This is a genomic window from Microbispora sp. NBC_01389 (genome assembly GCF_045040095.1).
Classification (GTDB): Bacteria; Actinomycetota; Actinomycetes; order Streptosporangiales; family Streptosporangiaceae; genus Microbispora.
The window spans coordinates 621,660-638,743 of record NZ_CP109552.1 but is presented as its reverse complement, the minus strand read 5'-3'; the positions used below and the strand labels follow the sequence as shown (position 1 = coordinate 638,743).

The 17,084-nt window shown below is 69.0% G+C and carries 16 protein-coding genes; 5 read left to right on the top strand and 11 right to left on the bottom strand.

From position 1 onward, the window contains the following. The first annotated feature begins 35 nt into the window (after positions 1-35). Entirely contained in the window at positions 36-1,499 is a 1,464-nt protein-coding gene (locus OG344_RS02955) for a sensor histidine kinase (protein ID WP_327047707.1), read from the top strand. Between the two features lie 197 nt (positions 1,500-1,696). Here the strand turns inward: OG344_RS02955 and OG344_RS02950 are convergent, their stop codons facing one another. Next, positions 1,697-1,951, bottom strand: a complete 255-nt coding sequence (locus tag OG344_RS02950; RefSeq protein WP_327047706.1) for a WhiB family transcriptional regulator — start codon at positions 1,949-1,951, stop codon at positions 1,697-1,699. Positions 1,952-2,239: 288 nt separating this feature from the next. Continuing rightward, a complete protein-coding gene (locus tag OG344_RS02945; protein WP_405086870.1) occupies positions 2,240-3,232 on the bottom strand; it encodes a diacylglycerol/lipid kinase family protein in 993 nt (330 codons plus the stop codon). Between the two features lie 87 nt (positions 3,233-3,319). On the opposite strand from OG344_RS02945, the gene OG344_RS02940 reads away from it, so the two are divergent. Further along, the gene (locus OG344_RS02940; RefSeq protein ID WP_327047704.1) at positions 3,320-3,718 is read left to right on the top strand and encodes a hypothetical protein; all 399 of its coding nucleotides are present in this window, start codon (positions 3,320-3,322) and stop codon (positions 3,716-3,718) included. A 127-nt stretch (positions 3,719-3,845) separates the two neighbouring features. On the opposite strand, the gene OG344_RS02935 is transcribed toward OG344_RS02940, so the two are convergent. The 3 genes from OG344_RS02935 to sodN form a co-directional block, all read right to left on the bottom strand. Beyond that, complete coding sequence (locus tag OG344_RS02935) at positions 3,846-4,628, bottom strand: RNA polymerase sigma factor SigF (protein WP_405086869.1); 783 nt, start codon at positions 4,626-4,628, stop codon at positions 3,846-3,848. A 17-nt stretch (positions 4,629-4,645) separates the two neighbouring features. Beyond that, positions 4,646-5,071: an anti-sigma factor gene (locus tag OG344_RS02930; RefSeq protein ID WP_327047702.1), complete on the bottom strand. Its 426-nt coding sequence runs from the start codon at positions 5,069-5,071 to the stop codon at positions 4,646-4,648. Between the two features lie 272 nt (positions 5,072-5,343). Further along, positions 5,344-5,745 carry a superoxide dismutase, Ni gene (gene sodN, locus OG344_RS02925; protein ID WP_111700802.1) on the bottom strand — a complete coding sequence of 134 codons (402 nt, stop codon included), beginning with the start codon at positions 5,743-5,745 and terminating at the stop codon, positions 5,344-5,346. An 84-nt stretch (positions 5,746-5,829) separates the two neighbouring features. On the opposite strand from sodN, the gene OG344_RS02920 reads away from it, so the two are divergent. Beyond that, complete coding sequence (locus OG344_RS02920; protein ID WP_327047701.1) at positions 5,830-6,144, top strand: S24 family peptidase; 315 nt, start codon at positions 5,830-5,832, stop codon at positions 6,142-6,144. 22 nt (positions 6,145-6,166) lie between these two features. Here the strand turns inward: OG344_RS02920 and OG344_RS02915 are convergent, their stop codons facing one another. Beyond that, a complete protein-coding gene (locus OG344_RS02915) occupies positions 6,167-6,694 on the bottom strand; it encodes a CGNR zinc finger domain-containing protein (protein ID WP_327047700.1) in 528 nt (175 codons plus the stop codon). Between the two features lie 292 nt (positions 6,695-6,986). Between OG344_RS02915 and OG344_RS02910 the strand changes: the two genes are divergently transcribed. Together OG344_RS02910 and OG344_RS02905 are read left to right on the top strand one after the other, a co-directional pair. Then, a complete protein-coding gene (locus OG344_RS02910) occupies positions 6,987-8,150 on the top strand; it encodes an NADP-dependent malic enzyme (RefSeq protein ID WP_405086868.1) in 1,164 nt (387 codons plus the stop codon). Between the two features lie 262 nt (positions 8,151-8,412). After that, positions 8,413-9,468, top strand: a complete 1,056-nt coding sequence (locus OG344_RS02905) for a hypothetical protein (protein WP_405086867.1) — start codon at positions 8,413-8,415, stop codon at positions 9,466-9,468. Positions 9,469-9,576: 108 nt separating this feature from the next. On the opposite strand, the gene OG344_RS02900 is transcribed toward OG344_RS02905, so the two are convergent. The 5 genes from OG344_RS02900 to OG344_RS02880 all read right to left on the bottom strand — a co-directional run bounded on the left by OG344_RS02900 (position 9,577) and on the right by OG344_RS02880 (position 16,682). Then, positions 9,577-10,680, bottom strand: coding sequence for a trypsin-like serine peptidase (locus OG344_RS02900; RefSeq protein ID WP_405086866.1), 1,104 nt, complete (start codon positions 10,678-10,680; stop codon positions 9,577-9,579). A gap of 184 nt (positions 10,681-10,864) precedes the next feature. Next, positions 10,865-11,992 (bottom strand): trypsin-like serine peptidase, encoded by a 1,128-nt coding sequence (locus tag OG344_RS02895; protein WP_405086865.1) that lies wholly within the window; start codon positions 11,990-11,992, stop codon positions 10,865-10,867. Positions 11,993-12,171: 179 nt separating this feature from the next. Beyond that, positions 12,172-13,392, bottom strand: a complete 1,221-nt coding sequence (locus OG344_RS02890; protein ID WP_405086864.1) for a trypsin-like serine peptidase — start codon at positions 13,390-13,392, stop codon at positions 12,172-12,174. Between the two features lie 530 nt (positions 13,393-13,922). Then, positions 13,923-15,005, bottom strand: a complete 1,083-nt coding sequence (locus tag OG344_RS02885) for a trypsin-like serine peptidase (protein ID WP_405086863.1) — start codon at positions 15,003-15,005, stop codon at positions 13,923-13,925. Positions 15,006-15,452: 447 nt separating this feature from the next. After that, positions 15,453-16,682, bottom strand: a complete 1,230-nt coding sequence (locus OG344_RS02880) for a trypsin-like serine peptidase (protein ID WP_405086862.1) — start codon at positions 16,680-16,682, stop codon at positions 15,453-15,455. Positions 16,683-17,084 lie beyond the last annotated feature (402 nt).

Sequence of the window (17,084 nt, the reverse complement as noted above, 5' to 3'; positions counted from 1 at the left end):
CGCTTTCGGCCCGGCAGGCGGCGCATCATGCACACGTGCCGACTCTCAGCGACCTCGTGTCGCGTCACACCGCACTCGAGTCCGCCGACCTCGACTGGATTCACTCCCTGGTCTCGGACTGGCAGCTGCTCGCCGACCTGTCGTTCGCCGACCTGATCCTCTGGGTTCCCGACCAGGGCGGCACGAGGTGGCTGGCGGTGGCCCAGATGCGTCCCACGACCGGTCCCACCGTCTACCACGACGACGTGGTGGGGATGTCCGTGGCCGCGGGAGAGCGGCCGTTGATCGACGTCGCCTGGGCCGAGCGCCGCATCTGCCGGGAGGGCGACCCCGACTGGTCGAGCGGTGTGCCGGTGCGAGAGGAGACCATCCCCGTACGGCGGGGCATGGAGGGCTCGATCATCGGGGTGATCCAGCGGTCCACCAACCTGTCGTCGGCGCGCACCCCCTCCCGGCTGGAGCTGACGTACCTGCAGAGCGCCTCCGACCTCGCGCAGATGGTGGCGGAGGGCAGGTTCCCCTTCGCGGAGGAGGAGCCGATCCTGGTCAGGTCGCCCCGCGTGGGCGACGGCCTGCTCCGGCTGGACAAGGCCGGCCGGGTCACCTACGCGTCGCCGAACGCCCTGTCGGCGTACCGCCGCCTCGGCCTGCACGCCGACCTCGTGGGCGCGGACCTCGGGAAGACGACCGCCGGCCTGTGCTACTCGGACGAGCCGATCAACGAGGATCTGATGCTCGTCGCCAGCGGGCGGGCGCACCGGGAGACCGAGGTGGAGAACGGCGGCACGGTCGTGCAGCTACGGGCGATCCCGCTGATCGTCGGGGGCGGCCGCATCGGCGCGCTGGTGCTGATCCGCGACGTGACCGAGCTGCGGCGGCGCGAGCGCGAGCTGCTGACCAAGGACGCGACGATCCGGGAGATCCATCATCGGGTCAAGAACAACCTGCAGACCGTGGCGGCGTTGCTGCGGCTCCAGGCGCGCCGCCTGAACAATCCCGAGGGGCAGGAGGCCCTGAACGAGGCGGTGCGCCGGGTCGGGTCCATCGCGATCGTCCACGAGATCCTCGCGCAGATGCCGGAGGAGATGGTCGAGTTCGACGACATCGCCGACCGGGTCATCGCGATGACGGCGGAGGTGGCTGTCGCGCAGGTGGCGATCAAGCGGACGGGCGGCTTCGGCGTACTTCCCGCGGCGGTCGCGACCCCGATCGCGATGGTGCTGACGGAGCTGCTCCAGAACGCGGTCGAGCACGGCTTCGCGCATTCCTCGGGCAACGTGCAGGTCGTCGTCAGCCGGGACGCCGACCGGCTGGAGGTCGTGGTGGCCGACGACGGCAGGGGCCTGCCCGCGGACTTCGACCTGGAGGCGACCGGGAGCCTAGGGCTCCAGATCGTCCGAACGCTGGTCGTCGGCGAGCTGTCGGGCCGCCTGGGCGTGGCGGGGAGGGACGGCGGGGGGACCGAGGTGAGAATCAGCATCCCGGTGCAGCCCGCCTGACGCGCGTGAGGGGCACCCCGCGTCATCGCGGCGGTGTGGGGGATGCCATAGTGGACGCGATGACCGACATGCGATCGACAGGGTCCTGCGACCCGAGCGTGCGCCGCCGTCCGGTGAACGCCGCGAGGGCATTCACCGAGGACGGTCGCGTACGGCGGCCGGACGGCCGGGATCGAACGTGTGATCAGATATGTTGATCAAACGGCGGCGCGGGCGCGGGCACGAGCCGTGCGGCGCTTGAGTGCGCGGCGCTCGTCCTCGCTGTATCCGCCCCAGACGCCGGCGTCCTGGCCGGACTCCAGGGCCCACTTCAGGCAGGAGTCGGCGACCGTGCATCGCCGGCACACCTGCTTGGCCTCGTCGATCTGCATGAGCGCGGGACCGGTGTTCCCGATCGGGAAGAACAGTTCGGGGTCCACGTCACGGCAGGCAGCGCGGTGGCGCCAGTCCATGCGTTCCACTCCTTCGTCAGATGGAGCCGTTGTGGCTCCGCTGGCCGTCAACTTTGTGAACTCTTTCACTAACTAAGGCGGACGTTTACCCGGTTCCAGGGTTAGGTGCCGGGATGTGTCCATGCGATCGCCGGGGGCCTGTACAGAGGCTGTGATCTCCGTAAAGGTCCTACGTTCCGACGTCGTGATTCAGCTTTTCAGCCGTACCAACACCACACAAGAGGTTTGGGACAAGGTTTTGCCCGTCGTGGCTGTCGGATGCGTCACACTATGACTACATGTAACAGCTTAGACGAGGACTTGTAACGCGTCCGGGATAGCGCGAAAGATCACCCACTCGTGTTCTCCCAGGTAGTCACCGTCGAGCTGGAAGGCCACCGGCCGGGAGGCGAGGAGGGTGAACTCCTCTTCGTCATGCGTCTGAACGAGGTGTTTACCGCGCGGCAATCCCCGGTGCTCTCCGATGATCTGGCGGACCAGCGAGAGCATGGCGGGCAGATTCAACCTGCGGAGCCCGAGCAGATCGAGCCCCGTCTCGAAGCCGGCCCACGGTGTCGGGTTGATCGGACGTGTACCGGCGTACGTCCAGGGCGCCGTGTTCGACACGATCGCCTGGAAAATCCCATCCTCTGTGGGCAGGCCGGGACGCGCCAGCCGGATCGCCGGACGCCGCCGGTCGGTCACGAAGAAGTGACGCACCGCCGTGCCTACGTAGAGGGCGGGCAACGCGCGGTATCCCGCGCTCCGCAGACCCTCCACGGCCCGGACAACCTCCGCGTCGTATCCCAGCCCTGCACAAAATGTGAAATATCGGGACCTCTGTTGGTCAGGGCCCGCTCCTGCCCCGGGATCGGGGCCCGAAACCTCATTGTGCCAAATCGCCTGTCCGAGACCGATGACGCGGCGCCGGTCCTCGCGCAGCGCCTCCAGGACGGCTCCGGTCGCCTCGACCGGGTTGTTGGGCAGCCCGAGGGCGCGGGCGAAGACGTTCGCGCTGCCGCCGGGGATGACGATGAGGGCCGGCCGTTCGCTCGCGCGCCCGCCCGGACGCGTGTGGAGCAGCCCGTTGACGGTCTCGTTGATCGTTCCGTCGCCGCCGAGCACGGCCACCGCGTCGAACCCCTTGGCCCGCGCCGTCGCGGCGAGCGTGGTCGCGTGGCCGCGGTAGGCGGTCTCCTCGACCGACAGGTCCACGGCGGCGCCGAGCGCCCGGATCAGCACGTCCCGCGTGCGCCGGTGCGTCGAGGTGGCCTTGGGATTCACGAGGAGGAGAGCCCGCATGCCTGAAGGTTAACGAACCGTTTACCGCTTCCGCCGGGTGACGCCTCCCAGGGAGGGCGGCCACCCGTACGGGTAGGGTGGGGCGTTGTGATCAGCAGTTCCGCCGGCCGCCCCGCGACGCTCACGGTGGCCGCCGCCGTCCTGGCCGCCGAGGGCCTGCTCGCCGTAGTGATGGGCGGCTATGTCGGCGTCGAGACTTTGATCGGCAAGGCCACCGACCTGGTGACCGGCATCGCGGTGGCCGGGTTCGGCGTGCTCGGCGGGGCCGGCCTGATCTGGGTCGCCCGGGGCCTGTGGCACATGCTGCGCTGGAGCAGGGGGCCGTCGGTCGTCACCCAGATCTTCGCGCTGCCCGTCGCGATCACATTGATCCAGTCGGCGCAGTACGGCTTCGGCGTGCCGCTCGTCGTCGCCGCCGTCGCGGCCCTGGTCGCGTTGCTCGCTCCGGCCTCGACCCACGCGCTGATGGGCGAGGACGGCTCCTGATCCGGCTGGGCCCGCCCTGCTGATCGGGCCCTGCCGATCGGGCGCCGCTGCCCGGGCGCCGCCGGGGGGAGTGCGGCGTCTCGGTTGTTCCTGTCCGGCTCGTTTGTCCGGCTCGTCGGTCCGGAGCTCAGTCCTCGGCGGTCAGGCCCTCGCGGAGCTGGGCCAGGGTCCGGGCGAGCAGCCGGGACACGTGCATCTGCGAGATGCCCAGCTCGGTGGCGATCTGGGACTGCGTCATGTTGCCGAAGAAGCGCAGCAGCAGGATTCTCTTCTCCCGCGGCGGCAGGCGCTCCAGCAGCGGCTTGAGCGACTCGCGGTACTCCACGCCCTCCAGCGACTCGTCCACGATGCCGAGCGAGTCGGAGACGGCGGGAGCGTCGTCGTCGCCCGAGTCGGGCGCGTCGAGCGACACGGTGGAGTAGGCGTTGGCCGACTCCAGGCCCTCCAGGACCTCCTCCTCGGTCATCCCCAGGTGGACGGCGAGCTCGGCGACCGTGGGGGCCCGGCTCTCCCGCTGCGACAGCTCGCTTATCGCCTTGGTGAGCGCGAGCTTGAGCTCCTGCAGCCGGCGCGGCACGCGGACCGCCCAGCCCTTGTCGCGGAAGTGCCGCTTGATCTCCCCGACGATGGTCGGGGTCGCGTACGTGGAGAACTCCACGCCGCGGCCGAGGTCGAAGCGGTCGATCGACTTGATGAGACCGATCGTGGCGACCTGCGTCAGGTCGTCGAGCCACTCGCCCCTGTTGCGGAACCGGCGGGCGAGATATTCCACGAGCGGCAGGTGCAGCTCGACCAGCTCGTCGCGGATCCGCTGGCGCCTCGGGTCCTCCGGCGGCAGCTCCGAGAGCTCGGCGAAGAGCGTTCGCGCGCGTACGCGGTCCGGCACCGCCGCCGAGTCGCCGGAGGCCATCGCACTCGTCCTTTCCGTCACGACGGCCCCGCCGCGCTCCGGCGCTTACGCAGCATGATCGCCAGATGGTCGGCGTGGTCGGAGATGGCGTCCACGTCGTCGGCCAGCGCGGTCAGCACCATCCAGGCGAAGTCCTCCCGGTTGGGCGTGCTGACGCCGAGGGTGTTCACCTCGACACGCACCGTCATCTCCGGGCCGGTGAGTTCGAACTCCGCGAGGAGGTCCGTTCCGGGTACGGCGTGCCGCAGCAGCATGGCGCAGGCCTCGTCCACCGCGATGCGCAGGTCCTCGATCTGGTCGAGGGTGAAGTCGAGCCGTGCGGCGAGCCCGGCGGTGGCCGTGCGCAGCACGGACAGATAGGCGCTCACGGCGGGCAGCCGGACACTCACAGCGTCGCGAATCCCGGTCAGATCCACCGCAGGCGTCTCGGTTTCCTCGGTCACGTTCCTCCTCGCCCCTTCGAGCCGGCTCACTGCCGCTGACTGCAACTTACCGCCACTTGGACGGTGCTGCCCCGGCCAGACGCGCCGATTATGGCGTTCCTTGGAGGTAACTCCTCGTAAATTCCGTAGTACCGAATACGAAGCCTCTATGGGGTTTCGTCGCGCCTGACGTACATGCCCTTGTCACGTGCTCTGGGATGCTTTCCGGGGCGGCATTCCAGGCGACCCGGCCCCGCGCGGCGGGGCCGATGCGGGGCCGGGTCGCGCCCGGCTCAGGCCGCCTTGGTCTCCCAGAAGATCTTGGAGATCTCCTCGATCTTCGCCAGGAGGTCGTCGGCCAGCCCGGGGTCGACGGTGCCCTTGGCACCGGCCGCGCCCGCGAGCTTCGTGGCGTCCCAGAAGAGCTGGTGGAGCTGGGGGTACTGCTCAAGGTGCGGGGGCTTGAAGTAGTCGGTCCACAGCACCCAGAGGTGATGCTTGACCAGCTCGGCCCGCTGTTCCTTGATGAGCAGCGCGCGGGTCCGGAAGACCGGGTCGTCGTTGTCGGCGTACTTCTTAATGATCGCCTTCACCGACTCGGCCTCGATGCGGGCCTGCGCCGGGTCGTAGACCCCGCACGGCAGGTCGCAGTGAGCGGACGCCTCGTGCCGGGGTCGCAGCAGTCGTGCGAGCATCGGAATCCTTCCTTAGGAATGCTGATGACAGCACCTTTCCAGGACCGACCTTACTCGTCTCGAAAACGCCACGCGGAGGGGGATGTGCTCACCGCCGTATGTGTCTCCGGCGACTCGATGAGGCCCGCGCTGCGGCCCGGAGACTGGCTGCTGGTACGGCTCGGCGCCGCCGTGCGGCCGGGTGACCTGGTGGTCGCCAGGCGGCCGCACGGGCTGATCGTCAAGCGGGCCTTCCGGCTCACCGGCGACGGCTGGTGGCTGGAGAGCGACAACCAGTCGGCTCCCGGGCGCCGCGACAGCTGGGACTTCGGCGCGGTGCCCGAGGCCGACGTCCTGGGCAGGGTCGTGCTGCGCTACTGGCCCCGGCCCGCGCTGCGCTTCCCCGCGCCGGCCGGCTGACGCCGGGGTCGGGCTCGCGGGGTCAGGCTCCGCGCCTGCGGGCCCGGTACGCCGCCACGTTGGCCCGGCTGGCGCACCGCTCCGAGCAGTAGCGGCGCGACCGGTTGGAGGAGGTGTCGATGTAGGCGTTGCGGCACGGCGACGCCTGGCAGAGGCCGAGCCGGTCCACGCCGAGGCGGGTCACCACGCTGGCGAGGCCCATGACCGACCCGACCGAGAGGGCGTCGGCGACCCGGCCGCCCTCGGTCAGGTGCAGGTGCCAGGGCTGGCCGTCGTGGCCGGAGATCTGCGGATGCACGGGATGCCGGACCAGCAGGCCGTTGAGCCGGTCGACCACGTCGGCGTCGTCTCCGCCCGCCGCGGCCTCGAACACCCCCGCGAGTTCCTCGCGGAGCTCCCACAGCGCGTCGATGTCACGGCGGGTGAGGCGGGAGGCCGCCTCCGTACGGCCCGTCTCCTCCAGCAGCGACCGCAGGGAGAAGGGGTTTCTGAGCTCGTCGCCCATGTTGACCAGCTGAACGGCCAGCTCGGCGTAAGACGTCAAGTCCACTGGGGCGCCCAAGTGCGTGAGAGATCACCGGCAAAGCCGAGTATTACACGCCACATGGCCTGGGGGAACACCCATAGGGGCAACGATCTGGGGTCGCCGGGGGAGGGGCGGGCGGTGGTTCGTGTGGCACAATCGGGAGACGGGTGACCCCCGTACCCCCTCAAGAGACGACCGTCAATGACGACGGCCTCCGGCGGCTACCGAAGCCTGGGCTCTCGTTCTCTTGACGGCGTCTACCGAAGGAACTCGTCCTTTCGACACTGGGGTCGCTGTGACCGTTACACCTGATTCCTTGACTTCTCTCGATCTGGATCCCGCGTTCGCGCTGCACCGCGGCGGCAAGCTGGAGGTCCGCTCCACCGTCCCGGTCCGCGACGCCGGAGACCTGTCGCTCGCGTACACCCCCGGTGTCGCCCGCGTCTGCACCGCCATCGCCGACAACCCCGACCTGGTCAACGACTACACCTGGGTCTCCAACGTCGTGGCCGTGGTCTCCGACGGCACCGCGGTGCTGGGACTCGGCGACATCGGGCCCGCCGCCGCGATGCCCGTGATGGAGGGCAAGGCCCTGCTGTTCAAGCAGTTCGCCGGCGTCGACGCGGTGCCCGTCTGCATCGACTGCACGGACGTGGACGCGATCGTCGAGACCGTGGTCCGGCTCGCGCCCTCCTTCGGCGGCGTCAACCTCGAGGACATCAGCGCCCCCCGCTGCTTCGAGGTGGAGGACCGCCTGCGGGCGCTCCTGGACATCCCCGTCTTCCACGACGACCAGCACGGCACCGCGATCGTGGTGCTCGCCGCGCTGCGCAACGCGGCCCGCCTCACCGGGCGGTCGCTCGGCGACCTGCGCGCCGTCGTCGCCGGCGCGGGCGCCTCCGGCGTCGCCGTCTCGCGGATCCTGCTGAACTCCGGGATCGGCGACATCGCGGTCGCCGACTCCAAGGGGATCATCCACACCGGCCGCGACGACCTGAACCAGGTCAAGCGGGCGCTGGCCAGGGACACCAACAAGGCGGGCCTGGCCGGCTCCACCGAGGCGGCCCTCGCCGGGGCCGACGTGTTCGTCGGGCTCTCCGGCTCCACCATCTCCGAGCTGGCCGTCGCCGGGATGGCGCGGGACTCGATCGTGTTCGCGCTGTCCAACCCCACGCCCGAGGTCGAGCCCTCGGTGGCGGCCCGGTACGCCCGTGTGGTCGCCACCGGCCGGTCCGACCACCCCAACCAGATCAACAACGTGCTGGCCTTCCCGGGGGTCTTCCGGGGCGCTCTCGACGTCCGCGCCAGGACCATCACCGAGAACATGAAGGTGGCGGCGGCCGAGGCGCTCGCGGCCGTGGTCGGGGACGACCTGTCGGAGAGCTACGTGATCCCCTCGCCGTTCGACGCGCGGGTCGCCCCCGCGGTGATCGCCGCCGTCGCGCGCCAGGCCCGCGAGGACGGCGTCGCGCGTAAGTGATCCCGCGCCCTGACGAGGCGGAGGGGCCGGGTGCCGTGCGGCGCCCGGCCCCTTTTCCGTCGCGAGCGCTTGAGAACCCCTTTACCTCGTCACGGTAAGTGCTATAAAGAAAGCTCTCCGTAACCTCATCGGCTGTTACCTGTCCCCGGTTGGAAGAGCGATGCGACGTGACCTCGACCGCATCAGGTGCCTGGCCCGACGGCTCGGCGGCCTCGGCGTGGGAGAGCGGTTTCCCCATTCGTGGCAGGAGGGTGTGGCAAGCGTGACAGCACTGTGGAGAGCCGACGTCGAGCGGCGCAGGTTCCTGCTCGACTCCACCTTCGCCCTGGGAGCGGGCTCGGCGGGACTCGCTCACTGGCTGGCGGCGCCGCCCGCGGAGCGGCTTTCCGCGGCCGGGCCACGCCGGGTCGGGGCCTCGGACGTCGCCGCCATCCGGGAGGTCACCCGGTCGTTCGGGGAGCTCGACAACCGGTTCGGCGGCGGCAGCGTGCGCGGGCCGGTCGTGCGCTACCTGCACACCGCCGTGACGCCGCTGCTGCGCGAGGGCGCGTACGGCGAGGCCACCGGGCGGTCGCTCGCGACCGCGGCGGCCGAGCTGACCCGGCTCGCCGGATGGATGGCCTACGACCTGGAGCGGCACGGGCTCGCGCAGCGCTACCTCATCCAGGCGCTCGGCCTGGCGCGGGGCGCGGGCGACCACGCGCTGAGCGGCGAGATCCTGGCCGGGATGAGCCACCAGGCCCTCTACATCGGGCACGCCCGGCACGGGCTGGAGCTGGCCAGGGCGGGGGTCGAGGCGGCCCGGCGCTCGGGGGTCCGCACCCTGCTCGCCGAGACCCGCGTGCTGGAGGCGCACGCCCTCGCGCTGCTGGGGGACCGGGCGGGGTGCGGGACCGCGCTGCACGAGGCCGAGATCGCCTTCGACCGGCGCTCTCCGCAGAACGAGCCCCGCTGGATCGGCTACTTCGACGAGGCCTACTTGGCCGCGAAGTCGGCCCACTGCCTGCGCGACCTCGGCGACGGCGGAGAAGCCGTACGGCAGGCCAGGCGGTCGCTGGTGATGGACGGGCGATACGTGCGGGGGAGGATGTTCAACCTCGCGCTGCTCGCCTCGGCCCTGATCCAGGAGGGCGAGCTGGAGGAGGCGTGCCAGGTCGCGTCCTCGGCGCTCGACGCGGCCGAGGGCATCCAGTCGGCGCGCACCCGGACCTACGTCGCGGACCTGCGCCGGCGACTGGCGCCGTACGCCGCGGATCCGCGGGTGGCGGCGCTGCTGGAGCGTGGCCGGCGCGCCGGCAGGGCGGCGGTTGGCGTGTGACAGGGCGCGCTCGCCGTGCCCGCCGCCGCACCTGCCGCCACAACCTGGGCGAACGGGTGCCCACGGTGGGGCCTGCCACGAGGGACCGGACCCCACCGGAGGCGGGCGTCACTCGGACTTGGCCTCGGTGATGCCGATCGTGCCGTCCTTGCGGACCAGCGAGCCGGACCACAGCGAGTAGGCCGCCTTGTAGACGCCGTAGGTCTCGCCGTCGAAGTACGGGGAGCTGATCATGTCGCTACGGTCGTTGCCGTCGGTGTCCCCGCCGAGGCTGGTCACACCGTTGATGTAGCCGAGACGGCGGGCGCTGCTGTACTTGAGGATCCAGGGGCCGCCGGACGAGCCGCCGGTCATCGAGCACTTGAGGCCCACCTGCTCCTCGACCTTGACCGAGGGCTCCTTGACCGGGAAGTACGGCTTGCCGTAGCACCACTTGACCGTCTGGCCGGTCCACACGTAGTCGCCGTCGCCGTGCGGCGCCGAGGGGTAGCCGAACACGAAGACCGGCGCGCCGACCTTCTGGTTGTAGGCCAGGCCCTGGCCGCCGACGTTGTTGCCCAGCGGGCCGAGGTCGACGAACTTCTTCTGGAGGTCGTACCCGATGCCGTTGTAGACGGTGACGAACGAGTAGTCGCGGTCGGCGTCCTCGTACACGTCGAAGTCGTAGTGCGTGAACGCCTGCTTGCCGACGTACACGCCCCAGGGGGCCTTGCCGTCGTAGTAGCCCGGGATGAAGATCCAGTTGTCCACGACATCGTGGTTGGTCTCGATGTTGTAGACGCAGTGGCCCGCCGTGGCGACGAGGTTGTGGTACGCGGACTGCACCGAGGAGGCGGAGCAGGAGTAGAGGCCGCTGCCGAGGCTGAAGAAGACCCGGCCGACGGTCTTCGGCAGGTTGACGTTCTTGGACTTCGCGGCGGTCTTCTTCTCGTCGCCGATCGCCGGCACGATGCCCGGCTTGCCGTCGGCGGCGGGGGCTCCCTTGGAAACGTGCTTGGGAACCTGCTTGTGCTCCAGACCGTACGGGTCGGCCGACTTGAGCTTGTAGCCGTTGCCGTCGAGCCAGAACTTCACGACGTCGCCGACGCCGGCCGCGCTGGCGAGCTTGTCGGTGCTGATGACCTTTCCGGCCTGGGCCGGAGCGGTCAGGGCTGTCGCCGCAAGTCCCGCGGCGACGATCGCGCCGATCGGGAGAAGCACGTGCTTCTTCATAGGGGGGTCGCTCCTCGCGCTGTACGTGGGACGTCACTTACGCCCCATGCGTCAGTAAAGGGATGTCAAGGAACTTACCGCACAGGAGCTTGTTGCCATAAGTCGTAGATAAGAAGACGTGTCCGGAATTAAGGGCCTTTTTGTGTCCGGTATGTTTCGCGGCGGGTCGCCGGTCGAAACGCTCTCAGGCGGGAGAAGGGACGCGCTCGTGCCGGGCGGCGTCGTACACATGGAACAACTCGCCGTCGAAATAGGGCGAGAGGGCGATGGACTGGCCGGACATGCCGATCGTCAGGCCGTTGAGGTAGCCGAGCCCGCGCCCGCCCCGATACGCGGCCAGCCACGGCGATCCCCCCGCGGACACGAAGGGCGCGCGTACGGCCACCAGTTCGTCCGCCTTTTGGGTCAGATCCCAGACGCGAAACGGTCTTCCGTACGACCGGCGCAAACCGGTGGGCGCCGCGCCGGAGGCGGGACCGACGGGATAGCCGAAGACGGCGAGAGATCCGCGGACCGGGAGGTTGTAGGCCAGGCCCTGCTCTCCCACCTTGTCGCCGAGGCGGCCCGCGCGGGTCAGCAGCACGCCGGTGTAGCCCGTCCGGGTGCGGTACTTCGGACCGGTGAAAGCGGCGTACCGCGCGGCGCCGGAAAGCGCGACCCGCCGGGGCAGCACGCCGTCGTGGACGCTGACGAAGGCGTAGTCGCGGTCGAGGTCGCCGTAGCGGGTGAAGTCCTGGTGGGCGAAGGCCTGTTTGCCGGGATAGACGCCGAGAGGCGCCGTGGCCCCGGAGGCGGCCCTGGAGAACCCGGGCACGAAGACCCAGTGGCGGTAGGTCCGGGCCGCCGCCACGGAGGGCCGCCGCCCGGGCTCGTACACACAGTGACCGGCGGTCGCGACGAGGTTGCGGTGATCGGCCTGGACCGAGGTGCCCGCGCACCAGTGCGGGCGGTGGTCGGCACCGACGAAGAACACCCTGCCCGCGGTTCGCGGCAGGTTGACGTTCCGTGAGACGCCGGGCACCCGCCTGGCCCCCGCGACGGCGGGCACCACGCCCCGGTCGCCATCGGGCTCCGCGTCGCCGCGCGGGACGGGGGTGGCGGTGATCGTCACCGGCAGGAGATAGGGCGTCGCGGCGGCGAACGCACGCGCGCCGTTCCCGAGCCAGTAGGCGAGCGTGGAGGAGACCTCCGCCTGGGGGACCAGCGGGCTCGTCACCGTGATGTCGTAGGCCCGCGCGGGCGCGGGAACGACCATGCCGAGCAACGCGGACGTCGCCACCGCCCCTGCCAGCGGGGCGAGGATGCGCTTCACCCGATCTCCTTGCCGTGGAACGTCTCCCGCGCGGCACTCGTCGACGCGATGCGAAGGAACATACAGCGCACAGGCCTCACGTCGGAAACAACTGCGCAAAAAAGGAACAGGGCCCGGCCGAAGCCGGACCCTGTTTTTCAACCTGTGTGTCAAGCCAATCGGTCAGAGCGCGTGAGCACTCAGGCGATCGAGCCGGACCAGTTGTTCTTGGCCGCGTTGTAGACGCCGTAGGTCTCGCCGTCGAAGTACGGGGAGACGCTGGTGTCGTAGCGGTCGTTGCCGTCGGTGTCGGAGACGCCGATGGTCACGCCGTTCAGGTAGCCGAGACGGCGGCCGTTGTTGTACTTGAGCAGCCACGCCGAGCCGAGCGAGCCCTCACCGGTGAAGGAGGACTTGACGCCCTGCAGCTCCTCGGCCTTGATGGCCGGGGCCTGCGCGGCGAACGTCTTGCCGTAGCTCCACTTGAGGGTGTTGCCGGAGAAGGCGTGGTTGCCGTCCGGGTGCGAGCCGCTGGGGTAGCCGAACACGAAGACCGGCTGGCCGATCTTCTGGTTGTAGGCCAGGCCCTGCCCGCCGACGTTGTCACCGAGGCGACCCGCGTCGACGAACTTCTTGACGTAGTACTTGCCGTCCGTGATCCCCGCGAGCAGGAAGGGGGCGTTCTTGAGGTAGGCGTCCCACGTCTCCTTCGACACCTCGGTGCGGTCCACCGGGGCCGAGCGGTCGGCCGTGCCACCGTTGACCTTGAGGCCGTTGTAGACGGTGACGAACGCGTAGTCGCGGTCGCCGTCCTCGTAGACGTCGTAGTCGTAGTGGGTGTAGGCCGTCTTGCCGACGTACACGCCCCACGGGGTCTTGCCCTGGTAGTAACCCGGGACGAACACCCAGTAGTTCATGGTCGCCTTGTTGGACACCGTGTCGTAGACGCAGTGACCGGCGGTGGCGACCATGTTGTGGTAGGTCGACTGCACGGAGGTGGCCGAGCACCAGTGCGGGTTGACCGCGACGAACTGCGGCTTCTCCTTGGTGCCGACGTTCTTGAACCCGTCCGCGAAGAACACCTTGCCGGTGGTCTTGGGGAGGTTCACGTTCTTCGACTTGGCGGCGGTCTTCTTCTCGTCGCCGATCGCCGGGACGACGCCGGGCTTGCTGTCGGCCGACGGGCCACCCTTGGAGAGGTGCTTGGCGGCGACCTTGGTCTCGACGTTGTACGGCGTGGCGGCGATCAGGTTGGCCGCGTTCTCCGCCAGCCAGAAGGCGGCGATGTTCTTGGCCTGGATGCCGGTCGACGCCAGCGGGGCGTTGGCCACGTCACCGGCCGCCTGGGCGGGGGTGACGAGACCGGCGGCGAGGAGGCCGGCGGTGGCCACGAGGCCACCAAAGGCGAGAGTGCGCTTCATGGGGAAACTCCTTGGTCTGGCGTGAGACGCCTCATGCGCCCCATCCGTCAGTGAAGGGATGGCTGGACCATACATGGATGATCTTGAGATGCGGTAGCGGTTCCCGCGCCGTCTCGGACCGCCGGAACGTCGAGATCAATCCGTAATCTTCACACCAAGGAGCATTTTTTACGATCTAGACCGACATTCGCGCAGATAGTCGGTCAGGTGCGAGGGTGGGGTCCGAGGGACGCCCGAGACGATTGTTTCGGTCCACAAAAACGACAGTGTGATGTAAATCACATGAAGCGAATGACACCGGATCTGCCCGTGACGCGTCTAAAGGGCCCCGGAACGCGCCGAGCCCCGGCGCCTGCGCCGGGGCTTCGGGTGGGGGGATGGCACCGTTCGCTCGCTGCCGAGGGGTTCTCCGCCGGCCGGACGGGGGTTCGAACGGGGGCATCACGGGCGCGGGCCGGTGGGTTCGCCACCGGCCCGCGGTCGTACGGTCGTCCACGCGAGTGGGACTCGCGTACGGACTACTGCGCGGACTACTGCGCGGTGATCTTGCCAGTCCAGTTGCTCTTGGCCGCGTTGTAGACGCCGTAGGTCTCGCCGTCGAAGTACGGGGAGACGCTGGTGTCGTAGCGGTCGTTGCCGTCGGTGTCGGAGACGCCGATGGTCACGCCGTTCAGGTAGCCGAGACGACGGGCGCTCTTGTACTGCAGCAGCCACGCCGAGCCGAGCGAGCCCTCACCGGTGAAGGAGGACTTGACGCCCTGCAGCTCCTCGCCCTTGATGGCCGGAGCGGTCGCGGCGAAGGTCTTGCCGTAGCTCCACTTGAGCGTCTTGCCGGAGAAGGCGTGGTTGCCGTCCGGGTGCGACCCGCTCGGGTAACCGAAGACGTAGACCGCGCTGCCGATCTTCTGGTTGTAGGCCAGGCCCTGACCGCCGACGTTGTCGCCGAGGCGGCCGACGTCCTTGACGACCAGCTTGCGCTTCTCCCACGACGGGAGCACGCCGTTGTACACGGTGACGAACGCGTAGTCGCGGTCGCCGTCCTCGTACACGTCGTAGTCGTAGTGGGTGTAGGCGGTCTTGCCGACGTAGATGCCCCACGGGGTCTTGCCCTGGTAGTAACCCGGGACGAACACCCAGTAGTCCATCGTGGCCTTGTTCGACTGCGTGTCGTACACACAGTGCCCCGCGGTCGCGACCAGGTTGTGGTAGGTCGACTGCACGGAGGTGGCCGAGCACCAGTGCGGCTTGCCGTCGGCGCCGCGGAAGAACACCTTGCCCGTGGTCTTGGGCAGGTTCACGTTCTTCGAGGTGCTGCTCGACTTCTTCTCGTCGCCGATGGCCGCGACGACGCCGGGCTTGCTGTCCGCCGACGGCCCGCCCTTGGAGATGTGCTTGGCGGCGACCTTGGTCTCGACGGCGTACGGCGTGGCGTTCTCGAAGTTCGACGCCCGCTCACCCCGCCAGTACTTGATGACCTGGAGGGCCGCGGGGTTCGTGGCGGCCATGTTGTCCTTGGCCCAGCCCTTGCCGGCCGCCTGGGCGGGGGCGGCGAGACCGGCGGCGAGGAGGCCGGCGGTGGCGACGAGGCCACCGAGAGCCAGAGTGCGCTTCATTGAGGGTGTGCTCCTTGCTCTGTCGTGGGGCGCCTCATGCGTCCCATGCGTCAGTAAAGGGATCGCCAAGGAACATACCGGGCAGATCTTCATGACAGAAAGCGTTCGCGGCACCGCGGAGGGGAGCCCTCCGGCGCGTTACCATTCCGTGATCGGGCCATGTTTCGGTTTGGGGTGGCCGAAACGGAGCCGAGTGCGCAGGTGGGGCGGAAGCCTGAATCCTCGCTGTGAGGGAGTGCGGGCCGGCGGTGGGTCTCATAGGTGTGACCTAAATCACACGCATGGAAGGGAGCGGAATCGGCGGCCGAACCGTCTAATCGTGCCCGCAATCCCCGTCTCCGGCCCCCGGAGACGCCGAAAGGGCCCGGCTCGGAAGCCGGGCCCTTCGGGTGGACCGTGTCAGGGTGTGGACCCCTGACGGGTGACCGCTTGTGCTCTCGGAGAGAGTTAGGCGATCGAGCCGGACCAGTTGTTCTTGGCCGCGCTGTAGACGCCGTAGGTCTCGCCGTCGAAGTACGGGGAGACGGAGGTGTCGTAGCGGTCGTTGCCGTCGGTGTCGGAGACGCCGATGGTCACGCCGTTCAGGTAGCCGAGACGACGGCCGTTGTTGTACTTGAGCAGCCACGCCGAGCCGAGCGCGCCCTCACCGGTGAAGGAGGACTTGACGGCCTGCAGCTCCTCGGCCTTGATGGCCGGGGCCTGCGCGGCGAAGGTCTTGCCGTAGCTCCACTTGAGGGTCTTGCCGGTGAAGGCGTAGTTGCCGTCCGGGTGCGACCCGCTCGGGTAGCCGAACACGAAGACCGGCTGGCCGATCTTCTGGTTGTAGGCCAGACCCTGACCACCGACGTTGTCGCCGAGACGACCCGCGTCGGTGAACTTCAGCGCGTAGTACTTGCCGTCACGCGCGTAGGCGGGAAGCTGCTTCGCCTTGTCGTAGGCCTCGAAGGTGGCCTTGTCGACCTCCTTGAAGCCGACGTACTTCTCGACCTCGCTCCAGTCGCCGGTGCGCAGGGCCTTCCTGATGATGGCCCAGGCCTCGTCGAGCCCGTTCGGCGGGAGCTTGATGCCGTTGTACACGGTGACGAACGCGTAGTCGCGGTCGCCGTCCTCGTACACGTCGTAGTCGTAGTGCGTGTAGGCGGTCTTGCCGACGTAGATGCCCCACGGGGTCTTGCCCTGGTAGTAACCCGGGATGAAGACCCACTTGTTCATGGTGGAGGCGTTGGACGCGGTGTCGTAGACACAGTGCCCGGCCGTGGCCACCATGTTGTGGTACGACGACTGCACCGAGGTGGCCGAGCACCAGTGCGGCTTGTGGTCGGCGCCGATGAAGAACACCTTGCCCGTGGTCTTGGGCAGGTTCACGTTCTTCGACTTGGCGGCCGACTTCTTCTCGTCGCCGATCGCCGGCACGACACCCGGCTTGCTGTCGGCCGACGGCCCGCCCTTGGAGAGGTGCTTGGCGGCGACCTTGGTCTCGACGGTGTACGGCGTGGCGTTGATCAGGTTGGCCATGCGCTCGCTGAACCAGAAGGCGGCGATGCTCTTGGCCTGGATGCCGGTGGCGGCCAGCGGGGCGCTGGCGACGTCACTGGCCGCCTGAGCGGGGACGGAAAGGCCCGCGGCCAGGAGGCCGGCGGTGGCGACGAGGCCACCGAAGGCGAGGGTGCGCTTCATTTGGAACTCCTTGGTCTGTCGTGGAACGCCTCATGCGTCCCATGCGTCAGTAAAGGGATAGCCAGAACCATACAGCGCAGGACTTTCGCCGGTATGTCGGCGTTTGGCGCCAAACCCGGCGCCGCCCTCGTGTGGCCTTTTCGTTACATGACCGACAGTGAGGGGCCGGCCGTCCCGGGCAGGCCGTTGCCGCAGCTAGAGAATCTTCCTTTCCGGATTCTCACCATCGACTGTGGAAATCCCTGCGTGACAGCGTCAGGAATCGCTGTGACGCGAATCACACCACGGTGATGGCACTGGTCGGGCGGCTGATCCGTCTAAGGCGCCCGCTCCTCACGTACGGTGGCCGAATGGTGGCGCGATGCCGCGAACGGCGAAAGCCGCGTTTCCGGCCACGTCGCG